This window comes from Pseudomonas sp. AU12215, from assembly GCF_001675465.2.
Lineage (GTDB): Bacteria > Pseudomonadota > Gammaproteobacteria > Pseudomonadales > Pseudomonadaceae > Pseudomonas > Pseudomonas nitroreducens.
Map to the genome: position 1 here is coordinate 275,544 of NZ_MACM02000137.1, position 24,200 is coordinate 299,743.

Below are 24,200 nucleotides of genomic sequence, written 5' to 3' on the forward strand. Positions count from 1 at the left end.
ACTCTGCTCCAGGTGCGCACGGAACGATTTGGGCCGTGCGCATCCAGCGCGGGACCGGGGGTGGCCCGGTTCCGGCAGCTTCGGGTGAAGTGCCAGACTGATTCAGCAAGTTCCACGCCCGGTTCGTCCCTGAGCGTAGGAGGACGCGATAGAGCGGCTGGGCCAGGAATTGATCGCACGGTGCAATCAGCAGAACGCCCGATCCGCCCTTGCGGCCTGTGCAAAACACCCGAGCGGTACGGATTGCTGGGCGCGTTTTGGCAGCCATCGCTATACCGGCCGCGCGCCGCCGAATTGGCCGCAAAGCACAGGACAAATCGGTTTGAACCGCAAACCGCAACGCGAGGTCGGCATGGCATAGAGGCTCCGAAAGGGGGAATGCCATGAAACACGACCGCTCGCACGCCCTGTCTCGTCTGCTGCGCGACTTCGAACTGCCGCAGGATGCTTCTCAGCAGGTGCCCTTTGTCGGCGCCGCGCTGCGCCAGTTGATCGACGACGGACTTGATCGTTTGCCCTTGCCCGCCAGTGGCGCAACCCTCGAGCGGTGGCAAGCCCTGGCGGCTGTGGCGGGCAGCGATCTATCCCTGCTCAAGCTCTACGAGGGACACACCGACGCCCTGGCCATTCTGGCAGAGCTGGATGGCGAGCCCCAGTGCGGAATCTGGGCCGTCTGGGCGGCAGATCCGCCCAGTCCCTGTGTCGAGGTGGTGGCTCGCGAGGCGGGCCATGTACGCATCAGCGGGAGCAAACCCTGGTGTTCCGGCGCAGCCGTGGCGGAGCACGCATTGGTCACGGTGAAAGATGAGCAGCAGCGTACCCAGCTGGTCGCCGTCCCCCTCGCCCAGCCCAGCGTAAGCGTCGGAAGCAGCGGTTGGAACGCCGTGGGAATGGCAGCCACGGGCAGTGTGGCGGTGACCTTCGACCAGGCGCTGGCCCGCTGCGTCGGCGGCCCGCAGGAGTACCTGGAACGTCCAGGCTTCTGGCATGGCGGCGCAGGCATCGCCGCTTGCTGGTATGGCGCCGCGGGTCGCCTGGCGGATTATCTTCGCCAGGGCCGTAGCGAGGATCCCCATGCCATGGCGCACCTGGGAGCGGTCGATGCAGCCCTGGCCGGGGCCGCCGGGGCACTTCGCGAATGCGCCGGGTGGATTGACGAGAACCCCGCCGCTCCCTCGGAGCTGGCCGCCCGCCGGGTTCGCGCCCAGGTCGAAGGCGCTGTCGAAGCCGTGCAATGGCATGTCGGCCGGGCACTCGGGGCAACGCCGTTCTGCCGCGACCGACGCTTCGCTCAGTTGGCCGCAGACCTGCCGGTCTTCCTCCGGCAGAGCCACGGAGAGCGCGACCTGGCCCACCTGGGCAGGCACCTGAAGCGTCTCGAAATCGAGTCCTGGGCACTATGAGCCAGGCGCAGAACCTCATAGCCGGAACCCAGGGCACGCCACCTTCGCTGTGGCGCTCATGCATCCAGCTCGAACGACTGCCGCGCCTCCGCTGCGAAGAACTGGTGCCGCCGGGGCGCCGATTGGTCGTCGTCGCCCCGCATCCTGACGATGAAGTACTGGGCTGCGGAGGGCTTCTTGCCAGCCTGGCGGCACAGGACTCCGCGGGCCTGCTGGTTTCCGTGACGGATGGCGAAGCCAGCCATCCCGGTTCCTCACACTGGACAGCAGACACGCTGCGGCAGACACGAATCGTCGAAAGCCGCAGCGCCCTCGCCCGCCTCGGCATCGATCTCGGCCAATGGCAGTGGCGACGCTTGCGATTGCCCGATGGCGGCGTCACCGCAGCAGCGCTTCGCGACCCGTTGCGCGCCCTGCTGCGCCCGGGCGATCGACTGGTCAGTACCTGGCGAGAGGACGGCCATTGCGATCACGAACAGGTCGGGCTCGCCTGTGCGCAATTGGCGGCAGAGTGCGGCGCCCGGCATTTCGAAACTCCGATCTGGGCGTGGCACTGGGCCTTTCCCGGTGACCCGCGCCTGCCCTGGGGCCGCGCACGGCGCCTGGACCTTGACGACGAAGCGCTGCGACGCAAGCGCCAGGCTCTCGAAGCCCACGCCAGCCAACTGCAAGGCAGCACGCCGATCCTCAGCGCCCGGTTGCTGGAGACCCTACTGCAGCCCTTCGAGGTGTATTTCCTGTGAACGCCGAGAAACGCCCCCTGCCGCCCGAGCATTTCGACCGGCTGTACCGCGATGACCCGGACCCCTGGTCATTCCGAACCTCCTGGTACGAGAAGCGCAAGCGCGACCTGCTGCTCGCCTGTCTCCCCCGCATGCGATTTCGCAGCGGCTACGAACCGGCCTGTGCCAACGGCGAAACCAGTTTCGAGCTGGCCCGGCGGGTCGACCATCTGCTGTGCGCCGATTACAGCGGGGAGGCTGTCGCGCTGGCTCGCCAGCGCCTTGCTGGACTAGGCAATGTGCGCGTGGTGCGGCAGGCACTGCCCGAGCAATGGCCGCAGGCGAGGTTCGAACTCATCGTGCTGGGTGAGCTGGGCTACTACCTGGGAGGGCAAGCCTGGCAGCGGACTTGCCGGAAAGCGGCGGCGAGCCTGGCGCAGGGCGGCGTACTGCTGGCCTGTCACTGGCGGCACCCGATCGAAGGCTGCACGCTGACCGGCGACGAGGTCCATGAGGCGATCACCCTGGCGATGGGGTTTGCGCCCAGTGTGCAGCATCTGGAGACCGACTTCCGCCTGGAACTCTGGGCCAACGAGGCCCCCGGATGATTGGCATTCTCGTACCGGCGCACAACGAGGCCGCACTGCTGGGAACCTGCCTGCGCTCCCTGCACCAGGCAGCCTTGCATCCCGGCCTGGAGGGCGAGCCGGTGTGCATCCTCGCGGTGCTGGACGCCTGTTCCGACGATAGCGAATCCGTCGCCGCCTCGCTGGGCGTCGCCGTGCTGCAAGTCCACGAGCGCAATGTCGGTCATGCGCGCAGGGCCGGCGCCGCGTGGCTGCTCGCCCAGGGCGCACGCTGGCTCGCCTGCACCGATGCCGACACCTGCGTCAGCGATGACTGGCTGGTTCGCCAGCTGGCCTTCGGCGCCGAGGCCGTCTGCGGCACGGTGCAGGTATCGGATTGGTCGGGCCACGACGAGCAGGTGCGCCTTCGCCATGAAGAGCATTACCAGTGCCGCGAGGACCATCGCCACATCCACGGAGCCAACCTCGGCATCTGCGCCCGAGCTTATCAGCGGGCCGGGGGATTCCGTCCCCTGCCCTGCAACGAGGATGTCTGCCTGGTTCGTGACCTGGAGCGAAGCGGCGCGCGGATCGTCTGGACCCATCAGACCTGCGTCACTACCAGCGCGCGCGCCGATTACCGGGCCTCCGGCGGCTTCGGCGAGTTCCTCGCGAATCTCTCGGCGCGCTGAACGGACGAGTTCCCCCGATGATCCGTAGATCAGAGCCAACACAACCCACCCCGCGAAGCGCAGCGGCAAGGCGTATTGCAACCGGCTGAAAGCCGGGTCGTGCATTCTGCTGGTTGCACATAGCCAGCCGCATTTGAGTTTTCTCTTTTCTTTCAGTTACTTGGCTTCAAGCCGGCGACTGGTACGGACCCTGCTTACGGCTTTAAGTGACCATCGGGGGCTTTCCATTGGGCTTCTTGACCGGCGGGGCCTTTTCCCCTGCCTGAGTGACCGCAGCAACAGCAGTTCCGGAGCCACCCCAGACATTTCGGTAGCTGGCGCCTGTCTGTACAGAAGGAGCAACCGGCCGCGGCCGACCACCGGGCCTGTTGGCGGAAAGACGAAACTTCGCCCTCCGCCCCCCTGTCACCCGAAGGACGGCACCCACCCACGGAGACCCGCAGGGCCGGCAGATAAAGCCACGGCCCGGCTGACACAGAGAGGAACGAACGATGCGCAACCAGCTGGCCGATGTGCGTCTGGAAGACGCCACAATCAACCTCAGTGCGGTACCCTCGGCCGATGGTGCGCCGCCGCAGCGACGCAAACGGATTCTCTTCGTCTCTTCGGAGTTTTCAGATTTCGTAAAGGCCGGCGGCCTGGGCGATGTCTCCTCTGCCCTGCCCCGTGCCCTGCTGGGTGACCACGATATCCGCGTGCTGATTCCCGGCTACCCACAGGTACTCAAGGGCGCCGTGGCGTGCAAGATGGTTGGCCGCCTGCCCGGCCTCGCGGCCTTGCCCGCCTGTGATATCGGCGAACTCAAGCTCGCCGATGGGCTGGTGGTGTACGCGGTGATCTGCCCGGAACTCTACGACCGCCCCGGCACCCCGTATGTAGACCAGAACGGCCATGAATGGGCCGACAACCACATCCGTTTTGCACGGTTGAGCCTCGCCGCCGCAGACCTGGCTGCCGGCATGAGCGAACTCGCCTGGAGCCCGGACCTGCTGCACGTGAACGACTGGCCCACGGCTCTTGCTCCGGCCTATATGGCCTGGCGCGGACAATCGACGCCCAGCGTACTGACCATCCATAACCTCGGTTATCAGGGCGCCTGCCCGCTGGGCTGCTGCGCCGAACTGGGCCTGCCGGAAACGGCCGGCTTGCCGGAAAGCATGGAATTCTACGGCAAGCTGTCCTTCCTCAAGGCCGGTATCAGCCACTCCAGCCACATCACAACGGTGAGCGAAACCTACGCACGCGAGATCACCGGAGAAGAATTCGGTTGCGGCATGCAGGGCATACTCTCCCAGCGCCGCGACCGTGGCCAGCTCAGCGGCATTACGCATGGCATCGATGCGGGCTGGGACCCGTCCTGTGACCCGCATCTGATCGAGGGCTTCGACGTCACCCGGCTGGCCGGCAAGCGACGCAACGCCGAATACGTGGAGAAGCACTTCGGCCTGCTGCCAGGCCGCGGCCCGTTATTCGCCGTGGTGTCGCGACTGGTGCACCAGAAAGGCATCGATCTGACCCTGGCGATTGCCGACGAGATGGTCGCGGCCGGCGGACGACTGGTGTCCATCGGCTGTGGCGAACCGGAGCTGGAACTGGCCATGTGCGAGCTGGCTGAGCGCTATCCCGGTCGGGTCGGTGTGCAGATCGCCTTCGACGAAACCCTCGCCCGGCGCATCTATGCCGCCAGCGATTTCCTGCTCATGCCCTCGCGTTACGAGCCCTGCGGCCTCAGCCAGATGTATGCCCAGCGTTTCGGCTCGTTGCCGATCGCGCGGCACACCGGCGGCCTGGCCGACACCATCGTCGATGGCGTCACCGGCCTGCTGTTCCGCGAAGAGACCCCGGCCAGCTACTACGACGCTGTGCGCCGGGCGCTGAATATCTACCGCTATCCGGAGCTGATGCACGCCATGCGCTGCAAGGCCATGGACTCGCCGCTGACCTGGGGCGACGCCGTTCGCCCCTACAGCGCTCTTTACCAGCGCCTGCTCCAGGCGCCCGCGCAGGCCGCACGATGACGTCACGTCATGGAGCCCAGGTCCTGCCCGGCGGCAAGGTGAGGTTCGCGCTGTGGGCCCCGGATGCCCACTGGGTGGAGGTCGAGTTGGGCGGCGATCGCCGATATCCACTGGAGGCGACGCGGGACGGCTGGTTCAGCGCCGAACTGGCAGCTGTTGCCGGCCAGACCTATCGGTACCGCATCGATCATCAGCTGAGCGTGGCGGACCCGGCCTCCCGCCACCAGGCCGGCGGTGTCGAGGGCGAAAGCCGCGTGGTCGACCCCACCGCATTCCGCTGGCGCTACCCGCAATGGCGTGGCCGGTCCTGGCATGAAACGGTGCTTTACGAGGCCCATGTCGGCCTGTTCGGCGGCTATGCCGCGCTCCAGGGACGGCTGGCGGAGCTGGCAGAACTGGGCGTCACCGCCATCGAGCTGATGCCGCTGAATGCCTTTCCCGGCCGGCGCAACTGGGGTTACGACGGTGTGCTGCCCTACGCCCCCTCCTGTGCCTACGGCGATCCGGACCGTTTGCGCCAGTTCATCGACGAGGCGCACGGCCTTGGGATCATGGTCTTCGTCGATGTGGTCTACAACCACTTCGGCCCGCAGGGTAATTATCTGGGGCGCTACGCCAGCGCCTTCTTCCGCCGCGACCAGCAGACTCCCTGGGGCCCGGCCATCGACTTCCGCCATCCGGCGGTGCGCGAGTTCTTCATCGGCAATGCCGAGATGTGGGTGCGTGAATACCGCGTCGACGGACTGCGCCTGGATGCCGTGCACGCCATTGCCGACAAGGACTTCCTCCGCGATCTCGCCACCCGTGCCCGCCACGCCGCCGAAGGCCGCCAACTGCACCTGGTGCTGGAGAACGAACACAACGAGGCAAGCCTGCTACGCCGCAGCACTGAGGCAAACAACGACAGCTTCGACGCGCAATGGAACGACGACCTGCACCATTGCCTGCACGTGTTGCTCACCGGCGAGGATGAAGGCTACTACGCCGACTTTGCCCACGACCCCATCGGCCGCCTGTGCCGCTGCCTGAGCCAAGGCTTCGCCTTCCAGGGCGAGACCGACTACCGCGGCATCGCCCGTGGCGAACCCAGCGGTGCGCTGCCGCCGCAGGCGTTCGTGGCCTTCACCCAGAACCACGACCAGGTCGGCAACCGCGCCCTGGGCGAGCGCCTGAGCAGCCTGGCGCACACCGACCCGCTGCGCGCCGCCACCGCGCTGGTGCTGCTCAGCCCGATGATCCCGATGCTGTTCATGGGCGAGGAATGGGGCGAGAGGCAGCCCTTCCTGTTCTTCACCGACTACCAGGGCGACCTCGCCCGCGCCGTCACCGAGGGCCGCCGCGAGGAGTTCAAACGCTTCAGCCGGTTCGCCTCGCCCGGTGCCGCGGCCTGGATTCCCGACCCCAACGACTACCAGACCTTCGTCGCCTCGCGTCCGCGCCCGGACCAGGGCGATGACGCCTGGCGCGAGCACTACCGGCAATTGCTGCAAGTACGCCAGCGCTGGCTGGTGCCACAACTGCCCGGCAGCCGCGCGCTGGAGGCGAAGCCACTGGGCGGGCGCGCCCTGAGCGCGCGCTGGCAACTGGGCGACGGCAGCCAGTGGCGCCTGGACCTCAACCTGGGAACGGACGACGTCGCCGTCGAGCCGCCGGCCGAAAGCGCCCAGCTGCTGCTCTGCTGCGGGCAGAGTGCGGCGCATTACCGTCATGGCTGGCTCGGCGCGGCGTCGCTGGTCGCCAGCCTGGAGGCGCGCTGATGAGCGATGCACAGCTGGAGCGCCTGGCGGCTGAAGCCGGGCTGATGATCGATTGGGTCGACGCCGATAATCGTCCCCAGCGACTCAGCGCCGACGTGCAGCGCAGTGTGCTGCAGGCCCTGGGCTTCGCGGCGCAGAGCCCGGAGCAGATCCGCCAGAGCCTGAACGAGCTGGAACAGCGGCGCGCCCAGGTACCGCCGCTGCTGACCGCCGACTGCGGTCGGCCGGTCAGCGTGCCGGTCGCCCCAGGCACCCGCTACAAGCTGTTCAACGAGGACGACAGCGGCCACAGCGAAGGCCATGTCGACGAGCATGGGCAGATTCCAGCCCTCGAACACGGCGGCTACTACCCGCTGCACCTGGGCCCGCATGAACTGATCCTCGCCGCGGCGCCGCCGCGCTGCCCTTCGGTTGCGCAGTTTTGCGGCGGGCGGCGGCACGTATGGGGCCTGGCGGCACAGCTGTACTCGTTGCGCAGCGAGGCGGACGGCGGCGCCGGCGACCTCCGCGCACTCGCCGAACTGGTTCGCGCTGCCGCCGGGCAAGGCGCCGACGCAGTGGCGATCAGCCCGGTGCATGCCATGTTCCCTGCGGCGCGGGAAATCTACAGCCCCTACTCGCCCTCCAGCCGACTGCTGTTCAACGAGCTTTATGCCGCTCCCGCCCTGGTGCTGGGCGACGAGCCGGTGCGTCAGGCATTCGTTGCCGCCGGCCTGGAAGCCGAGCGGGAGCGCCTGGAACACTTGCCGCTGATCGACTGGCAGGCCGTCGCCCACCTGCGCGATCGCTTGCTGGCACAGCTCTATGGGCAGTTCCAGCACCACAGCGGCGCCCTGCAGGAGGACTTTCTCGCCTTCCGCAACCATGGTGGCGCCGAGCTGCTTCAGCACTGCTGCTTCCAGGTCCTGCAGTTGCGTCGCGTCGCGGCCGGCGATGGGCTCGACTGGCGCTCCTGGCCTGAGCCCTATCGCAATGCGGCAAGCGCCGAGGTCGGCCACTTCATGGTGGAGGAGGAACAGGCGATCAGCCAGCAGGCATTCGGCCAATGGCTGGTCGCCCGCGGCCTGCAGCAGGTGCAGCGACAGGCGCGTGAGGCCGGCATGGGCATCGGCCTGATCGCCGACCTCGCGGTAGGCGCCGAACCTTCCGGCAGCCAGGCCTGGATGCGCCAGGACGAGCTGCTCACCGGCGTCAGCGTCGGCTGCCCGCCGGACATCCTCAATCTTAGCGGGCAGAACTGGGGGATCTGCGCCTTTTCCCCGGACGGCCTGCGGCGCAACGGCTACCGCGCCTTCATCGAGATGTTGCGGGCCAACCTGCGCTACGTCGGTGGTCTGCGTATCGACCATATCCTCGGCCTGCGCCGGCTCTGGGTGATCCCGGCGGGAGCCGCGCCGCAGGACGGCGCCTACCTGGACTACCCCATCCAGGATCTGCTGCGGCTGGTCTGCCTGGAAGCAGAGCGGGCTCGGGCCATCATCATCGGCGAGGACCTCGGTACGGTACCGCCGGGGCTGCGCGAGACGCTGGCCGAACGTGGCATCCTGGGCATGCGTGTCCTGCTGTTCGAGCAGCAGCACGGCCACTTCATCGCCCCGCGACACTGGCCGGAGGGTGCGCTGGCCACCAGCAGCACCCACGACCTGCCGACCCTGGAGGGATGGCAGAGAGGACGTGACATCGACTGGCGCGAAAAGCTCGGCCAGCGCAGCCGCGAAAGTGCCGCCGAAGAACGCAACACCCGCCAGTACGAAACCTTCGCCCTGCGACAGGCTCTTGCAGAAAGCGCTATTCAGACCGATGCGATGCTCGACGGCGCCATCGAGTTCCTCGGCGCCACACCCGCGCCCCTGGTGCTGCTGCCGCTGGAAGATGCTCTGGCCTGCGTCGAGCAGCCGAACCTGCCCGGGCCGGGCGACAGGCACCCGAACTGGCGGCGTCGCTTCGAGGAAAACGCGGCCCGGTTGCTTGATTCCCCACCGGTACGCGCCCGCCTGGAGCGCCTGCGTCGTGCCCGCAGCGAGGGTCGCGAGCATGAGTGAAATCCGCGCCACCCTGCGCCTGCAATTCAATCGCGAGTTCACCCTCGACGACGCCCTCCCCTGGCTGGGCTACTTCGCCCGCCTGGGGATCAGCCACCTCTACGCCTCGCCCTTGCTGGCCGCGCAACCGGGCTCGATGCATGGCTACGACGCCGTGGACCCGAGCCGCATCAGCGATGAACTGGGCGGTGAGCCGGCGCTGCGGCGGCTGGTGGACGGGCTGCGGCAGCACGGCATGGGCCTGATCGTGGATACCGTGGCCAACCACATGCGTATCGGCGACGCCAATCCCTGGTGGCAGGACGTGCTCGAATGGGGGCTGGACAGCCCTTACGCGCAGTTCTTCGACATCCGCTGGCACAGCGACGACCCGCTGCTCGACCAGCAGGTGCTGTTGCCCTGCCTTGGCGAGGACTATGTCGATGAAGTCAGCGGCGGGGGCATCCGCCTGGATTACGACGCTGCCAGCGCGCGCTTCCTGCTGCGCTATGGCGAACAGCGTTTCCCGGTCTGCCCCTCCAGCTACGGCATGATCCTCTGCCACACCGACAGCTTCGAGCTGCTGGCCCTGGCACCACGTTTCGTCGAGCTGCACCACCACCCCATGGCCCGCCACCTCGCCCACGACCTATGCCGCCAAGCCGCGGTCGCGCTGGCCGACAGTGGCCGGCTGGAGCGCCTGCTGGACTCCTACCGCGCCGACTGGCACAGCCTGCACCGGCTCATCGAACAACAGCACTATCGCCTGGCCAACTGGCGCGTGGCGGCGGACGACATCAACTGGCGGCGCTTCTTCGACATCAACGAACTGGTCGGCCTGCGCGCCGAACGCCCCGACGTTTTCGAGGCCAGCCACGCCTACCTGCTGAAACTGATGACCGAAGGGCTGATCGATGGCCTGCGCATCGACCACGTGGATGGCCTCGCCGACCCGCGCGGCTATTGCCGGCGCCTGTGGCGCGCCACCCACGGCGCGCCGGTCTTCGTGGAGAAGATCCTCGCCCCCGGCGAGACCCTCCCAGCGGACTGGAAGGTCCGGGGCAGCACCGGCTATGACTTCATGAATCAGCTTTCGCTGCTGCAGCACGAAGCGCGCGGCGAGCCGGTGCTTCGCCATCTGTGGCTAGAATTCAGCGGCCGCCAGGACGGCTTCGCCGAGGAAGTCCGCCAGGCGCGCGAGCGCGTGCTGAACTCGCTGTTCGCCGGCGACGTCGAAGGCCTCGCCCTGCAGCTCTGGCAGATCGCCCGCTTCGAGCTGGCCAGCCGCGACATTCCGCTGGGTTCGATCAGGCGCGCGCTGTTCCAGCTGCTCGTCGCCTTCCCGGTCTACCGCACCTATACCCATGCCCTGGGTCGCTCGACGCAGGACCAGCGCTTCTTCACCCAGGCCCTGGAACAGGCCCGGCAGCAACTGGAACCGATGGACCAGCGCACCCTCGGCTGGCTCGACCGCATCCTGGGCGGCGAGCCCCTGCGCAGCCTGCCGCCGGGGCCATTGCGGCAGCTGCGCAAGCGGGCTCTGGACCGTTTCCAGCAGCTCACCCCGCCCATCGCCGCCAAGTCCCTGGAAGACACCGCCTGTTATCGCTCGGCGGCGGCGCTGGGGCGCAACGACGTCGGCTTCGATCCGCAGCAGATGGGAGGCGATGTCGAGGCTTTCCACCGCGCCTGCCAGGAACGCCTGCGCGACTTCCCCGGCGCCCTGCTCGCCACCGCCACCCACGACCACAAGCGCGGCGAAGACTGCCGCGCCCGCCTGGCGGTGCTCAGCGAGCGCGCCGAATGGTTTGCCGAGCAGGCCTGGAGCTGGTGGAAACTGGCCGCTCCACTGCGCCGGCAGACTGCCCGCGGCCCCGCGCCCAGTGGCGGCGACGAGCTGATTCTGTACCAGTGCCTGCTCGGCAGTTGGCCGCTGGAGCTGGCCGCCGATGACGAAGCAGGCCTGCGCGATTACCACCCGCGCATCGAGCAGTGGCAGCTCAAGGCCATTCGCGAGGCCAAGCTGGACAGCGACTGGAGCTCGCCCAACGAAGCCTACGAGCGGGGCTGCAGCGAATTCCTCGAAGCACTGCTGCTCGGTGCGCCCGCTTTGCCGCTGCGCCAGGCCATCGCCAGGGCGGCGTCCAGCCTCATGCCCGCCGGCGCACTGAACGCCCTGGCGCAGTGCGTGTTGCGCACTACCGTGCCGGGTGTGCCCGACCTCTACCAGGGCTGCGAATTCTGGGACTTCAGCCTGGTCGACCCGGACAACCGGCGCATCCCCGACTTCCCGGCCCGCGAAGCGGCTCTGGATGGCCCGCCGGACTGGCCCGCGCTGTTGCGCGACTGGCGCAATGGCCAGATCAAGCAGGTCCTGCTGGCCTGCGCCCTCGGTCTGCGCCAACGCTGGCCGACGCTGTTCGCTGCCGGCGACTACCTGCCGCTGGAGGTGCGCGGCGAATTCGCCGCGCAGGTGCTGGCCTTCGTCCGCAGCCATGCCGGCCAGCATCTGCTGGTGGTGGTACCGCGCTGCGCCGCCGCGTTGCTGGGCCAATCTCGCCTGCCCCTGGTCGATGCGCAAGGTTGGCGGGACACCCGCCTGCACCTGCCTTCTTCCCTGGCCGCCATCCGCTGGAGCGGGCTGGCCGGCCCCCTCGAACCGCACGACGGGGAGCCGCTGCTGGCCGAGCTGCTGGCCGAGGTCCCGGTCAACCTGCTGATATCCGGAGGTGAAGGATGAAAATCGACGAGCGAAGAGTCCGGGAGCTGGCCTACCAGATCTGGGAGTCCGAAGGACGCCCCGACGGCCAGCACGAACGCCACTGGCGCATGGCCCTCAGCCTTGCCGCCGCCGAAGCGGGCGAGGCCGTCCCCGAAAACGAAGAGCCCGTGCCGCCGCGCTTCGTGGGCGAGCAGGAGCCGGAAAAGCCGGCAATCCTGCAGGAGCCGCCACGACGCAAGGGCCGACTGCCCAAGGCAACCCCCGAAACCCCCGACGCACCGCAAACCTCCAGTGAAGTCGTGGCACCGCCGCCGCCCGCCGAGCGCAACTCACCGCCCAAAGCCAGGCCGGCCAGGAGCGCGCCGACCGACAAGCAGCGCAAGAGCAAGCCTTCCGCGGCCGCGAAAGCCACGTCCAAACCCTCGGGCGTGCGGCCGCCGACATTGAAGCCATCCCCATCCGACTGATCCCTGGAGCCCGCCATGAGCCGACGTGCACAGTCCCGCGTTACCGAAGGGCGCCCTTTCCCCCTGGGCGCCACCTGGGACGGCCTGGGCGTCAATTTCGCGCTGTTCTCCGCCCATGCCACCAAGGTCGAGCTGTGCCTGTTCGATGCGCAGGGCAAGCGCGAACTGGAACGCATCGAGCTGCCCGAATATAGCGACGAGATCTGGCACGGTTACCTGCCTGACGCCCATCCCGGGCAGATCTACGGCTATCGCGTGCATGGCCCCTACGAGCCGGACGCCGGCCACCGTTTCAACCCCAACAAGCTGCTGATCGACCCCTACACGCGGCAACTGGTTGGCGAGCTGCACTGGTCCGAAGCGCTGTTCGGCTACACCATCGGCTCGGCGGATGCGGACCTGAGCTTCGACGAGCGCGACAGCGCCGCCTACGTGCCCAAGTGCAAGGTCATCGACCCGGCCTTCACCTGGGGCGAGCAGCAGCCGGTGCGCGTGCCCTGGGATGAAACGGTGATCTACGAGGCCCACCTGCGCGGTCTGAGCATGCGCCACCCTGAGGTGCCCGACCGCCTGCGCGGCACCTGCGCCGGGCTGATGAACAGCAGCCTGCTGGGTCACCTGCGGCAACTGGGCGTCACCAGCCTCGAACTGCTGCCGGTGCATGGCTTTCTCGACGACAAGCACCTGCTGGAAAAGGGCATGAGCAACTACTGGGGCTACAACAGCATCGCCTTCTTCGCGCCCCAGGCCCGCTACCTCGCCAGCGGGCATATCAACGAGTTCAAGGAAATGGTCGCGCACCTGCACGACGCCGGCATCGAGCTGATCCTCGACGTGGTCTACAACCACACCGCCGAGGGCAACGAGCTCGGCCCGACCCTGTGCATGCGCGGCATCGACAACATTTCCTACTACCGTCTGCAGGCCGACAATCGCCGCTACTACGTCAACGATTCCGGCACCGGCAACACCCTCGACCTGAGCCACCCTTGCGTGCTGCAGATGGTCACCGACTCGCTGCGCTACTGGGCCACCGAAATGCGCGTGGACGGCTTCCGCTTCGACCTCGCCTCGATCCTCGGCCGCTACGCCGACGGTTTCGAAGAGCGCCACAGCTTCCTCGTCGCTTGCCGCCAGGACCCGGTACTGAGCCATCGCAAGCTGATCGCCGAACCCTGGGACTGCGGCCCCGGCGGCTATCAGGTCGGCGGGTTCCCGCCGGGCTGGGTGGAATGGAACGACCGTTTCCGCGACACCGTGCGCAGCTTCTGGCGCGGCGACGAGGGCCAATTGCCCGACCTCGCCCGGCGGCTCACCGCCTCCGGCGACCTGTACGACCAGCGCGGGCGGCGTCCCTATGCCTCGGTCAACTTCATCACCGCCCATGACGGCTTCACCCTGCGCGACGTAGTCAGCTACAACCACAAGCACAACCAGGCCAACGGCGAGGACAACCGCGACGGCCACGACGACAACCGCTCCTGGAACCACGGTATCGAAGGCCCCACCGACGATGCCGGAATTCGCCGCCTGCGCGTGCAGCAGATGAAGAATCTGCTGGCCACCCTGCTGCTCTCCCAGGGCACGCCGATGCTGCTGGGCGGCGATGAGTTCAGCCGCACCCAGCAGGGCAACAACAACGTCTACTGCCAGGACAACGAACTGGGCTGGGTGGACTGGAACCTCGACGACGAAGGCCGCGAACTGCTGGCCTTCACCCACCGCCTGATCCGCCTGCGCCAGGCCTATCCGATCCTGCGGCGCGGGCGTTTCCTGGTCGGCGAATACAACGAGGAGCTGGGCGTACGCGATGTCACCTGGCTTGCGCCCGAAGGCGAGGAAATGACCGAGGACCATTGGCACGACCCGCAGCGACGCAGCCTGGGCATGCTCATGGATGGCCGCGCCCAGCCTACCGGCATCCGCCGCAGCGGTGGCGACGCCACCTTGCTGCTGCTGGTCAATGCCGGGCACGAAGGCCTGGATTTCATCCTCCCGAAAACCGCACAAGGCCGCGACTGGCAGTTCCTGCTGGACACCGCCGAGCTGCCGCGGGAACACGAGCACAGCTGGGCGTTCGGTGCCGCCTACCCGCTGGGTGCGCGCGCCCTGGCGCTGTTCACCCTGCGTCGCAGCGAGGACTGACCGCTGGGCGATCCCACGGAACGCTGCCCAGCGAACCCCGGTCGGACGTTCAGGAACCGGGCGTCAGCGAGCCGGAAAAACAACCACCGCCGAAGGAGAACCCGATGCCACCAGCCGCCTCCCGCCCAAGCCTCCGCCACCCGGCGGGCTGAGCCGATGAAGGCCCTGCACATCGGCATTTCCGGCTGGCGCTATGCGCCCTGGCGCGGCGACTTCTACCCGCAGGGACTGCGCCAGAAGGACGAGCTGCGCTACGCCTCCCGCGCCTTCAACAGCATCGAGTTGAACGGCTCCTTCTACTCGCTGCAGAAGCCCGAGTATTACCGCCGGTGGGCGCAGGACACGCCCGAAGGTTTCGTCTTCAGCCTCAAGGGCCCGCGCTACATCACCCACATCAGGCGCCTGCGCGATGCCGAGGAAGGCCTCGCCAACTTCTTCGCCTCCGGCCCCCTGGAGCTGGGCGAGAAGCTCGGGCCGCTGCTCTGGCAACTGCCGCCCAGCCTGCAGTACGACGAGGACGTGGTGGAAAGCTTTCTGGCGCTGCTGCCGCGCACCAGCGAGGCCGCGCTGGACCTGGCGAAGGCCTCCGCCAGCCGTCGGCCGCCGCACTGGCCCCGGTCGCTGAAGCGGCGCCCGCTGCGTCATGCCATGGAAGTTCGCCATGCCAGCTTCGCCTGCGCACAATTCGCCCGGCAGCTGCGTCAGCACGGCGTCGCCCTGGTCTTCGCCGACGCACCGCGCAAGTGGCCCTACGGCGAGGACCTCACCGCCAGGGACTTCGTCTACCTGCGCCTGCACGGCGACAAGGAACTCTACGCCAGCGGCTATGGCGACGCCGCCCTCCAGCGCTGGAGCGAGCGCGTAGCCCGCTGGCGGCGCGGGCTGCAACCCGCCGACGCGGAGCTGTTCGACGGCGCCACCCGCGGCGATCGCCGGCAGCGCGAGGTGTTCTGCTATTTCGACAACGACATCAAGGTCCGCGCGCCCTACGACGCCAGCAAGCTGATGAGGTTGCTCGATCTGCAGCTCAAGGGGCGACAGGAACCCGGCCAACCGGCGGGAGACTGGGCATGAGCCAGGCCGAACGCGCCCCTCTGGTGCCCGCCGCTGAGCAGGGCAATACGCGGCTGCGGATGCTTACGGTGAACACCCACAAGGGTTTCAACGCCTTCAACCGCCGCTTCATCCTCCACGAACTGCGCGATGCGGTGCGCGCCACCTCGGCGGACCTGGTGTTTCTCCAGGAAGTCCACGGCGAACACCAGTTGCACGCCGAACGCCATCCGAACTGGCCGAGCGGACCACAGTACGAGTTCCTCGCCGACAGCATGTGGCCGGCCTTCGCCTACGGACGCAACGCCGTCTATCCCGAAGGCCACCACGGCAACGCCCTGCTCTCGCGCCTGCCGATCCGCAGCTGGGACAATCGCGACGTCTCCGAGGCCGGCACCGAGGAGCGCGGCCTGCTCCACGCACAGATCGACCTGCCCGGCGAGCGCGCCCTGCACGCGGTGTGCGTGCACCTGGGCCTGCATGAAGCACAGCGGCAACGGCAACTGCAGCTGCTCTGCGCCCTGATAGGCGAACTGCCGGCCAACGACCCGGTCATCGTCGCGGGCGACTTCAATGACTGGCGCTGCCGCGCCACCGGCGTTCTGGCCGGCTGCGGCCTGCAGCCGGCATTCCTGGCCAGTGGCGGCGAGCCGCGCAGCTTTCCGGCGCGCTGGCCCCTGCTGCGGCTGGACCGCATCTATGTGCGGCACCTGCGGGTCACCCTGAGCGAGGTGCTCAACCGCAAGCCCTGGCCGCATCTGTCCGATCACCTGCCGCTGCTCGCCGAGGTTTCGCTATGAACGAGGTATGGCGCGACGGCAACCGGGTCGAACTGCTGATCAATGGCGAGGATTTCTTCCCCAGCGTCTTTCGCGCCATCGAGCAGGCGCGGCACGAGGTGCTGCTGGAAACCTTCATCCTGCGCGACGACAAGGTGGGCCGTGGTCTGCGCCAGGTACTGATCGATGCAGCCGGGCGCGGCGTGCGTGTCGAAGTGATCGCGGACGGTTACGGCACGCCGGACCTGGACGCGAGCTACCTGGGCGGCCTGCTGGACGCCGGCGTACGCCTGCACCTGTTCGACCCGCAGCCGCCGCTGCTGGGCATGCGTACCAACTTGTTCCGCCGCCTGCATCGCAAGCACGTGGTAGTCGATGGCGCGCAGGCCTTCGTCGGCGGGATCAATTTCAGCGCCGACCACCTGGCCGACTTCGGCCCCATGGCCAAGCAGGACTACGCAGTGCGGATCGAGGGCCCCGGCGTGGGAGACGTCCGCCGCGCCTGCCTGGAACTGCTCAGCCAGTATGGTGACATTCCCGCCGCCGACGCCGTGCATCCCGGCGGCGTGGCCGGCCCATGCCGAACCTGCCTGGCAATCCGCGACAACCTCTACCGCCGCACCGAGATCGAGCAGCATTACCTGCGCGCCATCGGCCAGGCGAAGGAGCGGCTGCTGATCGCCAACGCCTACTTCTTCCCCGGCTATCGCCTGCTGCGCGCCCTGCGCGATGCAGCCAGGCGCGGGGTCAGGGTGCGGCTGATCCTCCAGGGCCTGCCGGACATGCCGCTGGTGCGGCTGTGCAGCAAGCTGCTCTACGACACCCTGCTGCGCGATGGCGTGGAAATCCACGAATACTGCGACCGCCCGCTGCACGGCAAGGTCGCGGTGGCGGACCGGCGCTGGGCGACGGTGGGCTCGAGCAACCTCGACCCGCTGAGCCTGTCGCTGAACCTGGAAGGCAACCTGATGATCGAGGACGGCGACTTCTGCGCCGGGCTGGACGACCACCTGGAGCAACTGGCCAACCAGAGTTGCCGCCGCGTGACCCGCCAGTATGCGCGGCGTGGCTACTGGTGGCGGGCGCCGCTGGTATTCGCCAGCTTCCACTTCCTGCGCCACTTCCCGGCGATCGCCGGGCAATTGCCGGCGCACCGGCAGATTCTCAGCCCAGCCAGCCTCGACGAAGAGCCCGGCCAGTCGCAGGTGCAGCCATGAACCGCAAGCGCTTCTGGAGGCGCGCCAACCGCGTTTTCAACATTGCCCTGCTGATCGCCCTGCCGGTGCTGCTGTTCCTGCTGCTGCGCGCCACCGACTGGGACGAGGTGTTCCGCCTGCTGCGCGAGTACAGACCGAGCACCCTGGCGCTGGGCATGCTGATAGCCCTTTGCAGCTACGCCATCTTCAGCAGCTTCGACGTGCTCAGCCGCTTCTATATCGGCCATCCGCTGCCGGTGCGGCGGGTGTTCACCGTGGCCTTCGTCTGCAATGCCTTCAACCTTAACCTCAGCTCCTGGGTCGGCGCCATCGCCCTGCGCTACCGCCTCTACGGGCGACTGGGCATGAGTACCGGGGACATCACGCGCATCCTCACCTTCAGCCTGATCACCAACTGGTACGGCTATCTGCTGCTGGCCGGCGGGCTGTTCGTCTGCGGCTTCCCCGACCTGCCGCAGAGCTGGTCCCTCGGCCAGGGTGGCTTGCGGGCCATCGGCGTTCTGCTGCTGGTGCTGGGCGCGGCCTACCTGCTGGCCTGCCGCTTTGCCCGCCGCCGCGCCTGGGGCTGGAAACGCTACCGGCTCAAGCTGCCGAGCTGGCGGCTGGCCGCCCTGCAGGGCCTTTTCGGGGCGAGCAACTGGTCGATGATGGCGCTGCTGATCTATAGCCTGCTGCCCGCTTCGGCGAGCTACCCGGAAGTGCTGGCGACCCTGATGATCAGCAGCATCGCCGGTGTCGTCCTGCACGTGCCGGCCGGGCTGGGGGTGATTGAGACCGTGTTCATCACCGTGCTGCGCGACCACTTCTCCCGCGGCGAACTGGTGGCGGCACTGATCGGCTATCGGCTGCTGTATTTTCTCATACCACTGCTGCTGGCCTGCGCGGTCTACCTGTGGCTGGAGCGCCACGCGAAGAAGCTCAAGCGCCGGGATGAGCGACGGGAGGCGGCGCGCGCTTCGTGACGCCGGTGCGATTCGACGATACGCAGCCGCCCCAAGGGAGCAGGCCCCGCCGGCTGTCGCCGAAGAGTCATCCTGCCCCACACGAGCCCCTCTCCCGCTTGCGGGAGAGGGGCTCCTGAGCGAACGCTGTCCGCGATCGTTTTGACGCCGCGCTAGGGCTGACCCTGCCCTTCGGGCCGGAGGATCAGGCAGCCCAGCGGCGGCAGGTCCAGCGCCAGGGACTGGGCCTGCCCATGGGATGCCTGCGGATCGCTTTCCACCATCCCGCGACTGCCCGCGCCGGAGCCGCCGAAGGAGTCGGCGTCGCTGTTGAGCAGCACCTCCCAGCGCCCTGGCAGCGGCACGCCAACGAGATAGTGCGGGCGCGGCACCGGCGTGAAGTTGTGCACGACCAGTACCGGCGCGCCGTCGCCGGCCAGGCGCAGCCATGCGTAGACACTGTTGCGCTGGTCGTCGCCGATCAGCCAGTGGAAGCCCTCGGCCCGGTCGTCGAAGGCGTGCAGCGCGGGCTCTTCGCGCAGCAGCCGGTTGAGCTCGCGGATCAGCGCCTGCGCGCCGAAGTGCTCGGCGTAGCGCAGCAGGTACCAGTCCAGTTGGCCGTCGTGGTCCCACTCGCGCCACTGGCCGAACTCGCAGCCCATGAACAGCAACTTCTTGCCCGGATGGGTCCACATCAAGGCCAGGTACAAGCGCAGGTTGGCGAACTGTTGCCAGCGGTCGCCTGGCATCTTGCCCAGCAGCGAACCCTTGCCGTGCACCACCTCGTCATGGGAGATCGGCAGGATGAAGTGCTCGGAGAAGGCGTAGTGCAGGCCGAACGTCAGCTTCTGGTGGTGGTAGCCGCGGTTGATCGGGTCCTCGCGGATGTACGCCAGGCTGTCGTGCATCCAGCCCATGTTCCACTTGTAGGCAAAGCCCAGGCCGCCCTCCTCGGTGGAGCGGCTGACGCCCGGCCAGGCGGTGGATTCCTCGGCGATCACCAGGGCGCCCGGCGCCTCGGCCTGTACCACGCTGTTGAGGTGACGGAGGAATTCGATGGCCTCGAGGTTCTCGCGGCCACCGTGCTGGTTGGGGATCCATTCGCCGTCCTTGCGCGAGTAATCGCGATAGAGCATCGACGCCACGGCATCCACCCGCAGCCCGTCGATGTGGTACTCGCGCAGCCAATGCAGCGCCGAGGCCAACATGAAACCGTGCACCTCGTTGCGGCCGAGGTTGTAGATGTAGGTATCCCAGTCCGGGTGGAAGCCCTCGAAGGGATGTGCGTATTCGTACAGCGCGGTGCCGTCGAAGTGCGCCAGGCCGTGGGCGTCGGTGGGGAAATGCGCCGGTACCCAGTCGAGGATCACGCCGACTCCGGCCTGGTGGCAGCGGTCGACGAAGCGCGCGAAGTCCGCCGGGCTGCCGTAGCGTGCGGTGGGCGCGAACAGCGAAAGCGGCTGGTAGCCCCAGGAGCCGCCGAAGGGGTGCTCCATGATCGGCATGAGTTCGATGTGGGTGAAGCCCAGGTCGCTGATGTAGGGGATCAGCCGGTCGGCCAGCTCATCCCAGGTCGGCGCGCGGTTCTCCACCCATTGCCAGGAGCCGGCGTGCAGTTCGTAGATCGACAGCGGCCGGTCCACGCCCTGTCGCTCGCGGCGTTGCTGCATCCACGACTGGTCCTGCCAGGGGAAAGGCGTCGGGTCCGGCACGCGCGAGCCGGTGGCAGGCGGCATTTCGGTGGCCAGCGCCACGGGGTCGGCCTTGAGCGGCAGCAGGCCATCCGGACCGAGCAGTTCGTACTTGTAGACCTCGCCCGGTTGCAGGCGCGGGATGAACAGCTCCCAGACGCCAGCGGGATAGCGCAGGCGCATCAGGTGGCGGCGGCCGTCCCAGCCATTGAAATCGCCGACCACCGACACCCGCCGCGCATTCGGCGCCCAGACGGCGAAGCGCACGCCTGGCACGCCGTCGATCTGCATCGCCTGGGCGCCCAGGCATTTGCCCAGTTGGCGGTGGTTGCCCTCGGCGAACAGGTAGAGGTCCAGTTCGCTGATCGATGGCCCGAACGCGTAGGGGTCTTCACTCACCTGCTCGTGCTCCGGCCAGTGGATCCGCAGGCGGTACGGTGCCTTGGCCGGCAGGCGGGCGACGAACAGCCCGCTGGCGTCCACTGCGTCCATGGCGGCGAGGATTTCGTCCTGCGGCGACAGCAATTCCACTGCCAGCGCACCCGGCAGCCAGGCGCGCACCTGCTCGCCACCTTCGTCGCGGTGCGGGCCGAGGAAGGCAAAGGGATCGGCGTGATGGCCACGCTGCAGGTGGTCCAGGTCGCTGCGCAGGGTCATGTGCGTCCTCCGAGTAAGTGTCGCGCCAGTTCGAACAGCCCTTGCAGGGGGACTTCCAGCCAGTCGGGGCGGTGGCCGGCTTCGTAGAGCACTTCGTAGGCGGCCTTTTCCAGGCTGAACAGCGCCAGGGCGGCGCCCTCCCCCTCACGGCCGTGCCATTCATGGGGCAGGCCGGCGGCGGCCGCCCGGTAGGCTTCGAGGAAGGCGTCGCGGGCGTCGCGACGGTAGCGCAGAGCCAGTTCCGCCCTGGCCGCCTGGACCTCGGCCGGCGCCTCGGTGCCCTGGGCGCTGCGCAGGGCCATGGCGGCGGCGTAGTCGAAGGAGCGCAGTACGCCGGTGACGTCCTTCAACGGGCTGTGGCGCTGGCGGCGTTCGACCAGCGGGCGATTCGGCTCGCCTTCGAAATCGATCAGGAAGGCATCGCCCTGCACCACCAGGACCTGGCCCAGGTGCAGGTCGCCATGGACGCGGATCATCACGCCACCCTCCGCCAGCCGCGCCAGGTTGCCGATGGCTTGCAGCAGTTCTCCGCGATGCTCCAGCAGCCAGTCGGCCATCGCGCCGCCCTGCTCGTCCAGGCTCGCGCGGGCGTGGCGCAGGGTCTCCAGCGCCTGTTCGAGCTGCGCGCCGATGCTGTTGCTCCAGGCTCCGCTGTCGACAGCACCGCTGCGGTGCAGGCCGAACTCCGGCTCGTCGGTGGCTTCGGCCAGTAGCTGGTGCATTTCACCCAGGCGCTGGCCAAGCCGTCCGGCGAACAGGCGCAGTTCCTCCATGACATCGAACTCCGGCCCGGGTGTTTCCACTGCCGGCGACAGGCCGTCGCGCATGGCGCGCTCCAGCTGGTTCAGGGTCCAGCTCCAGGCATCGCCCTGGTTGCTCAGGTAACCCTGCAGCAGCAACAGGGTATGCGGCTGGCCCAGGGCGTCGATGCGGCGCACCTCGCCCAGCAGCGGTGCAATGTTGGCAAAGCCGCGGCGGCTCAGGTAACCGCCCATCTCGGCTTCCGGGTGCACGCCGGGGAACACCCGGCGCAGCAGCTTGAGCAGCAGCTTGTTGCCGATCAGCGCAGAGCTGTTGGACTGGTCGACGCCGAGCACGCGGATTTCCGCTTCATCGTCGATGTCGCCGTACTGCAGCAGCCCCGGCTGTGGCAGGAACTGCAGCTCGCCCGCAGGGCCCTGCATCGTCGAGGTCTCGCGCAACAGGCGCAGCACCAGACGGCTGAACGCCGGCAAGGCGAAGGCATCGGTGAGCAGGCCGACCTTGCGCCCACGGCGCAGCCGGGCCAGGGCCAGTTGCTGGGGCAGATCGTTGCCGGCGGCGCCCTTCTCCGGCACGGCGGCCAGCGGCAATTGGTAATGCTCGGCGCCGTCCGCGCCATTGACTTCCACTTCCGCCAGCATTGGTGCGGCATCGGCCTCGCCCAGCGGCATGGCGTAGAGCAGACGGGCGCTGCCGGCCTCCAGCCGCCCCCTGGCGAACCAGCGGCGCTTGGGCAGGTAGCGTGGCAGCGAGTCGCTCTCCAGCAGCTCGCGCGGCGCACCGCTGGCGATCTCCGCCAGGCGCTGGGCCAGTACCAGGGTCGGCAGTTCGGGCATGCGCTCCACCGGCTTCACGTGCCACGCCGGCATCTGTTGGCTGTCGGCCAGGTAGAACCAGTAGAAGCCATAGGGCGGCAGGGTCAGCAGGTAGGTCATCCGCCCGATCGGCGGGAAGGACGAGCCACCGAGCATTTCCACCGGGACACGGCCGTCAAAGGCCGACAGGTCCAGCTCGACCGCCTGGGCGGCACTGGACAGGTTGGCGACACAAAGGATGCTCTCCTCGCTGGCACCCTCGCCCTCCGGGCGGTACTGGCGCAGGTACGCAAGAATGCGCCGGTTGGGCGGCGACAGCATGCTGATGCTGCCGCGGCCGAAGGCCTTCTGCTGCTTGCGGACACCCAGCATGCGGCGCATCCAGTTGAGCAGCGAGTGCGGGTCGCGCGCCTGGGCCTCGACATTGACGCTCTGGTAACCGTAGAGCGAGTCGAGGATCGGCGGCAGCACGAGGCTGGCGGGGTCTGCGCGGGAGAAGCCGCCATTGCGGTCCACCGACCACTGCATCGGTGTGCGCACGCCGTCGCGGTCGCCCAGGTAGATGTTGTCGCCCATGCCGATCTCGTCGCCGTAGTACAGGGTCGGCGTGCCGGGCATCGACAGCAGCAGGCTGTGGAGCAGTTCGATGCGCCGGCGATCGCGCTCCACCAGCGGGGCGAGACGGCGGCGAATACCCAGGTTGATGCGCGCGCGGCGGTCGGCGGCGTAGTAGTTCCAGAGGTAGTCGCGCTCGTCGTCGGTGACCATCTCCAGGGTCAGCTCATCGTGGTTGCGCAGGAAGATCGCCCATTGGCAGTTGTCCGGAATCGACGGCGTCTGGCGCAGGATATCGGTGATCGGGAAGCGGTCTTCCTGGGCGATGGCCATGTACATGCGCGGCATCAGCGGGAAGTGGAAGGCCATGTGGCATTCGTCACCGGTGCTGCCCTCAGTGGCACCGTCCATTGCGCCGAAATACGGCCTCGTGTCCTCCGGCCACTGGTTGGCCTCGGCCAGCAGCATGCGGTCCGGGTAATGCGCATCCAGCTCGGCGCGGATGCGCTTGAGCACCACATGGGTCTCGGGAAGGTTCTCGTTGTTGGTGCCGTCGCGTTCGATCAGGTACGGGATGGCGTCCAGGCGCAGGCCGTCGACGCCCATGTCCAGCCAGTAGCGCATGACCCCGAGCACTGCGCGCAGCACCTGGGGATTGTCGAAATTGAGGTCCGGCTGGTGCGAGTAGAAGCGGTGCCAGAAGTACTGCTCGGCCACTGGGTCCCAGGTCCAGTTGGACTGTTCGCTGTCGATGAAGATGATCCGCGTCTGCTCGTACTTGCTGTCATCGTCGGACCAGACGTACCAGTTGCGCGCCTGCGAGCCCTTCTTCGCCCGCCGCGCGCGCTGGAACCAGGGGTGCTGGTCGGAGGTGTGGTTGATCACCAGTTCGGTGATCACCCGCAGGCCGCGCTGGTGCGCCGCGTCGATGAAGCGGCGGGCGTCGGCCAGGGTCCCGTAGTCCGGGTGGACGCCCTTGTACATGGCGATGTCGTAGCCATCGTCACGCCGTGGCGAGGGGTAGAACGGCAACAGCCAGAGGGTGTTCACACCCAGCTCGGCGATATAGTCGAGCTTCTCCATCAGGCCGCGGAAATCGCCGATGCCGTCGTTGTTGGCATCGAAGAAGGACTTTACGTGCAACTGGTAGATGACCGCGTCCTTGTACCAGAGCGGGTCATCGAGAAAGGGGCGGGTCTTGCGCTTGGCCATGGTCG

16 protein-coding genes are annotated in these 24,200 nt (G+C 67.9%); 14 read left to right on the plus strand and 2 right to left on the minus strand.

Going from position 1 to position 24,200, the window contains the following annotated elements:
- The first annotated feature begins 383 nt into the window (after positions 1–383).
- From A9513_RS19070 to A9513_RS19135, 14 genes are all read left to right on the plus strand, one after another.
- On the plus strand, positions 384–1,403 hold the full coding sequence (locus A9513_RS19070) for an acyl-CoA dehydrogenase (RefSeq protein WP_065085279.1): 1,020 nt from the start codon (positions 384–386) through the stop codon (positions 1,401–1,403).
- A complete protein-coding gene (locus A9513_RS19075; RefSeq protein ID WP_065085280.1) occupies positions 1,400–2,146 on the plus strand; it encodes a PIG-L deacetylase family protein in 747 nt (248 codons plus the stop codon). Before A9513_RS19070 ends, A9513_RS19075 begins: the two co-directional genes overlap by 4 nt.
- Complete coding sequence (locus tag A9513_RS19080) at positions 2,143–2,733, plus strand: class I SAM-dependent methyltransferase (protein WP_255302877.1); 591 nt, start codon at positions 2,143–2,145, stop codon at positions 2,731–2,733. Before A9513_RS19075 ends, A9513_RS19080 begins: the two co-directional genes overlap by 4 nt.
- A complete protein-coding gene (locus A9513_RS19085) occupies positions 2,730–3,383 on the plus strand; it encodes a glycosyltransferase family 2 protein (RefSeq protein WP_065085281.1) in 654 nt (217 codons plus the stop codon). The genes A9513_RS19080 and A9513_RS19085 overlap by 4 nt, the downstream gene beginning before the upstream one ends.
- 491 nt (positions 3,384–3,874) lie before the next feature.
- Positions 3,875–5,401 (plus strand): glycogen synthase GlgA, encoded by a 1,527-nt coding sequence (gene glgA, locus A9513_RS19090; protein ID WP_065085282.1) that lies wholly within the window; start codon positions 3,875–3,877, stop codon positions 5,399–5,401.
- Positions 5,398–7,158: a malto-oligosyltrehalose trehalohydrolase gene (gene treZ / locus A9513_RS19095; protein ID WP_065085283.1), complete on the plus strand. Its 1,761-nt coding sequence runs from the start codon at positions 5,398–5,400 to the stop codon at positions 7,156–7,158. Before glgA ends, treZ begins: the two co-directional genes overlap by 4 nt.
- A complete protein-coding gene (gene malQ, locus A9513_RS19100) occupies positions 7,158–9,200 on the plus strand; it encodes a 4-alpha-glucanotransferase (protein ID WP_065085284.1) in 2,043 nt (680 codons plus the stop codon). The genes treZ and malQ overlap by 1 nt, the downstream gene beginning before the upstream one ends.
- Positions 9,193–11,919, plus strand: coding sequence for a malto-oligosyltrehalose synthase (treY, locus tag A9513_RS19105; protein WP_065085285.1), 2,727 nt, complete (start codon positions 9,193–9,195; stop codon positions 11,917–11,919). The genes malQ and treY overlap by 8 nt, the downstream gene beginning before the upstream one ends.
- Positions 11,916–12,368 carry a DUF2934 domain-containing protein gene (locus A9513_RS19110; protein WP_065085286.1) on the plus strand — a complete coding sequence of 151 codons (453 nt, stop codon included), beginning with the start codon at positions 11,916–11,918 and terminating at the stop codon, positions 12,366–12,368. The genes treY and A9513_RS19110 overlap by 4 nt, the downstream gene beginning before the upstream one ends.
- A gap of 15 nt (positions 12,369–12,383) precedes the next feature.
- The gene (glgX, locus tag A9513_RS19115; protein ID WP_065085287.1) at positions 12,384–14,513 is read left to right on the plus strand and encodes a glycogen debranching protein GlgX; all 2,130 of its coding nucleotides are present in this window, start codon (positions 12,384–12,386) and stop codon (positions 14,511–14,513) included.
- Between the two features lie 156 nt (positions 14,514–14,669).
- Positions 14,670–15,587 carry a DUF72 domain-containing protein gene (locus A9513_RS19120; protein WP_065085288.1) on the plus strand — a complete coding sequence of 306 codons (918 nt, stop codon included), beginning with the start codon at positions 14,670–14,672 and terminating at the stop codon, positions 15,585–15,587.
- Positions 15,584–16,366, plus strand: coding sequence for an endonuclease/exonuclease/phosphatase family protein (locus A9513_RS19125; RefSeq protein ID WP_065085289.1), 783 nt, complete (start codon positions 15,584–15,586; stop codon positions 16,364–16,366). The genes A9513_RS19120 and A9513_RS19125 overlap by 4 nt, the downstream gene beginning before the upstream one ends.
- Complete coding sequence (clsB, locus tag A9513_RS19130; protein ID WP_024762557.1) at positions 16,363–17,562, plus strand: cardiolipin synthase ClsB; 1,200 nt, start codon at positions 16,363–16,365, stop codon at positions 17,560–17,562. The genes A9513_RS19125 and clsB overlap by 4 nt, the downstream gene beginning before the upstream one ends.
- Complete coding sequence (locus A9513_RS19135; RefSeq protein WP_065085290.1) at positions 17,559–18,524, plus strand: lysylphosphatidylglycerol synthase domain-containing protein; 966 nt, start codon at positions 17,559–17,561, stop codon at positions 18,522–18,524. Before clsB ends, A9513_RS19135 begins: the two co-directional genes overlap by 4 nt.
- A gap of 152 nt (positions 18,525–18,676) precedes the next feature.
- Here the strand turns inward: A9513_RS19135 and glgB are convergent, their stop codons facing one another.
- Together glgB and treS are read right to left on the minus strand one after the other, a co-directional pair.
- A complete protein-coding gene (glgB, locus tag A9513_RS19140) occupies positions 18,677–20,851 on the minus strand; it encodes a 1,4-alpha-glucan branching protein GlgB (protein WP_065085291.1) in 2,175 nt (724 codons plus the stop codon).
- The gene (gene treS, locus A9513_RS19145; RefSeq protein WP_065085292.1) at positions 20,848–24,195 is read right to left on the minus strand and encodes a maltose alpha-D-glucosyltransferase; all 3,348 of its coding nucleotides are present in this window, start codon (positions 24,193–24,195) and stop codon (positions 20,848–20,850) included. The genes glgB and treS overlap by 4 nt, the downstream gene beginning before the upstream one ends.
- Between the last annotated feature and the right edge of the window lie 5 nt (positions 24,196–24,200).

Coding starts and splice junctions, on each gene's coding strand:
- glgB (WP_065085291.1), bottom strand. CDS start 20,851: ATGACCCTGCGCAGCGACCTGGACCACCTGCAGCGTGGCCATCACGCC.
- glgX (WP_065085287.1), top strand. CDS start 12,384: ATGAGCCGACGTGCACAGTCCCGCGTTACCGAAGGGCGCCCTTTCCCC.
- A9513_RS19085 (WP_065085281.1), top strand. CDS start 2,730: ATGATTGGCATTCTCGTACCGGCGCACAACGAGGCCGCACTGCTGGGA.
- clsB (WP_024762557.1), top strand. CDS start 16,363: ATGAACGAGGTATGGCGCGACGGCAACCGGGTCGAACTGCTGATCAAT.
- treS (WP_065085292.1), bottom strand. CDS start 24,195: ATGGCCAAGCGCAAGACCCGCCCCTTTCTCGATGACCCGCTCTGGTAC.
- treY (WP_065085285.1), top strand. CDS start 9,193: ATGAGTGAAATCCGCGCCACCCTGCGCCTGCAATTCAATCGCGAGTTC.
- A9513_RS19075 (WP_065085280.1), top strand. CDS start 1,400: ATGAGCCAGGCGCAGAACCTCATAGCCGGAACCCAGGGCACGCCACCT.
- A9513_RS19135 (WP_065085290.1), top strand. CDS start 17,559: ATGAACCGCAAGCGCTTCTGGAGGCGCGCCAACCGCGTTTTCAACATT.
- malQ (WP_065085284.1), top strand. CDS start 7,158: ATGAGCGATGCACAGCTGGAGCGCCTGGCGGCTGAAGCCGGGCTGATG.
- A9513_RS19120 (WP_065085288.1), top strand. CDS start 14,670: ATGAAGGCCCTGCACATCGGCATTTCCGGCTGGCGCTATGCGCCCTGG.
- A9513_RS19125 (WP_065085289.1), top strand. CDS start 15,584: ATGAGCCAGGCCGAACGCGCCCCTCTGGTGCCCGCCGCTGAGCAGGGC.
- treZ (WP_065085283.1), top strand. CDS start 5,398: ATGACGTCACGTCATGGAGCCCAGGTCCTGCCCGGCGGCAAGGTGAGG.
- glgA (WP_065085282.1), top strand. CDS start 3,875: ATGCGCAACCAGCTGGCCGATGTGCGTCTGGAAGACGCCACAATCAAC.
- A9513_RS19070 (WP_065085279.1), top strand. CDS start 384: ATGAAACACGACCGCTCGCACGCCCTGTCTCGTCTGCTGCGCGACTTC.
- A9513_RS19110 (WP_065085286.1), top strand. CDS start 11,916: ATGAAAATCGACGAGCGAAGAGTCCGGGAGCTGGCCTACCAGATCTGG.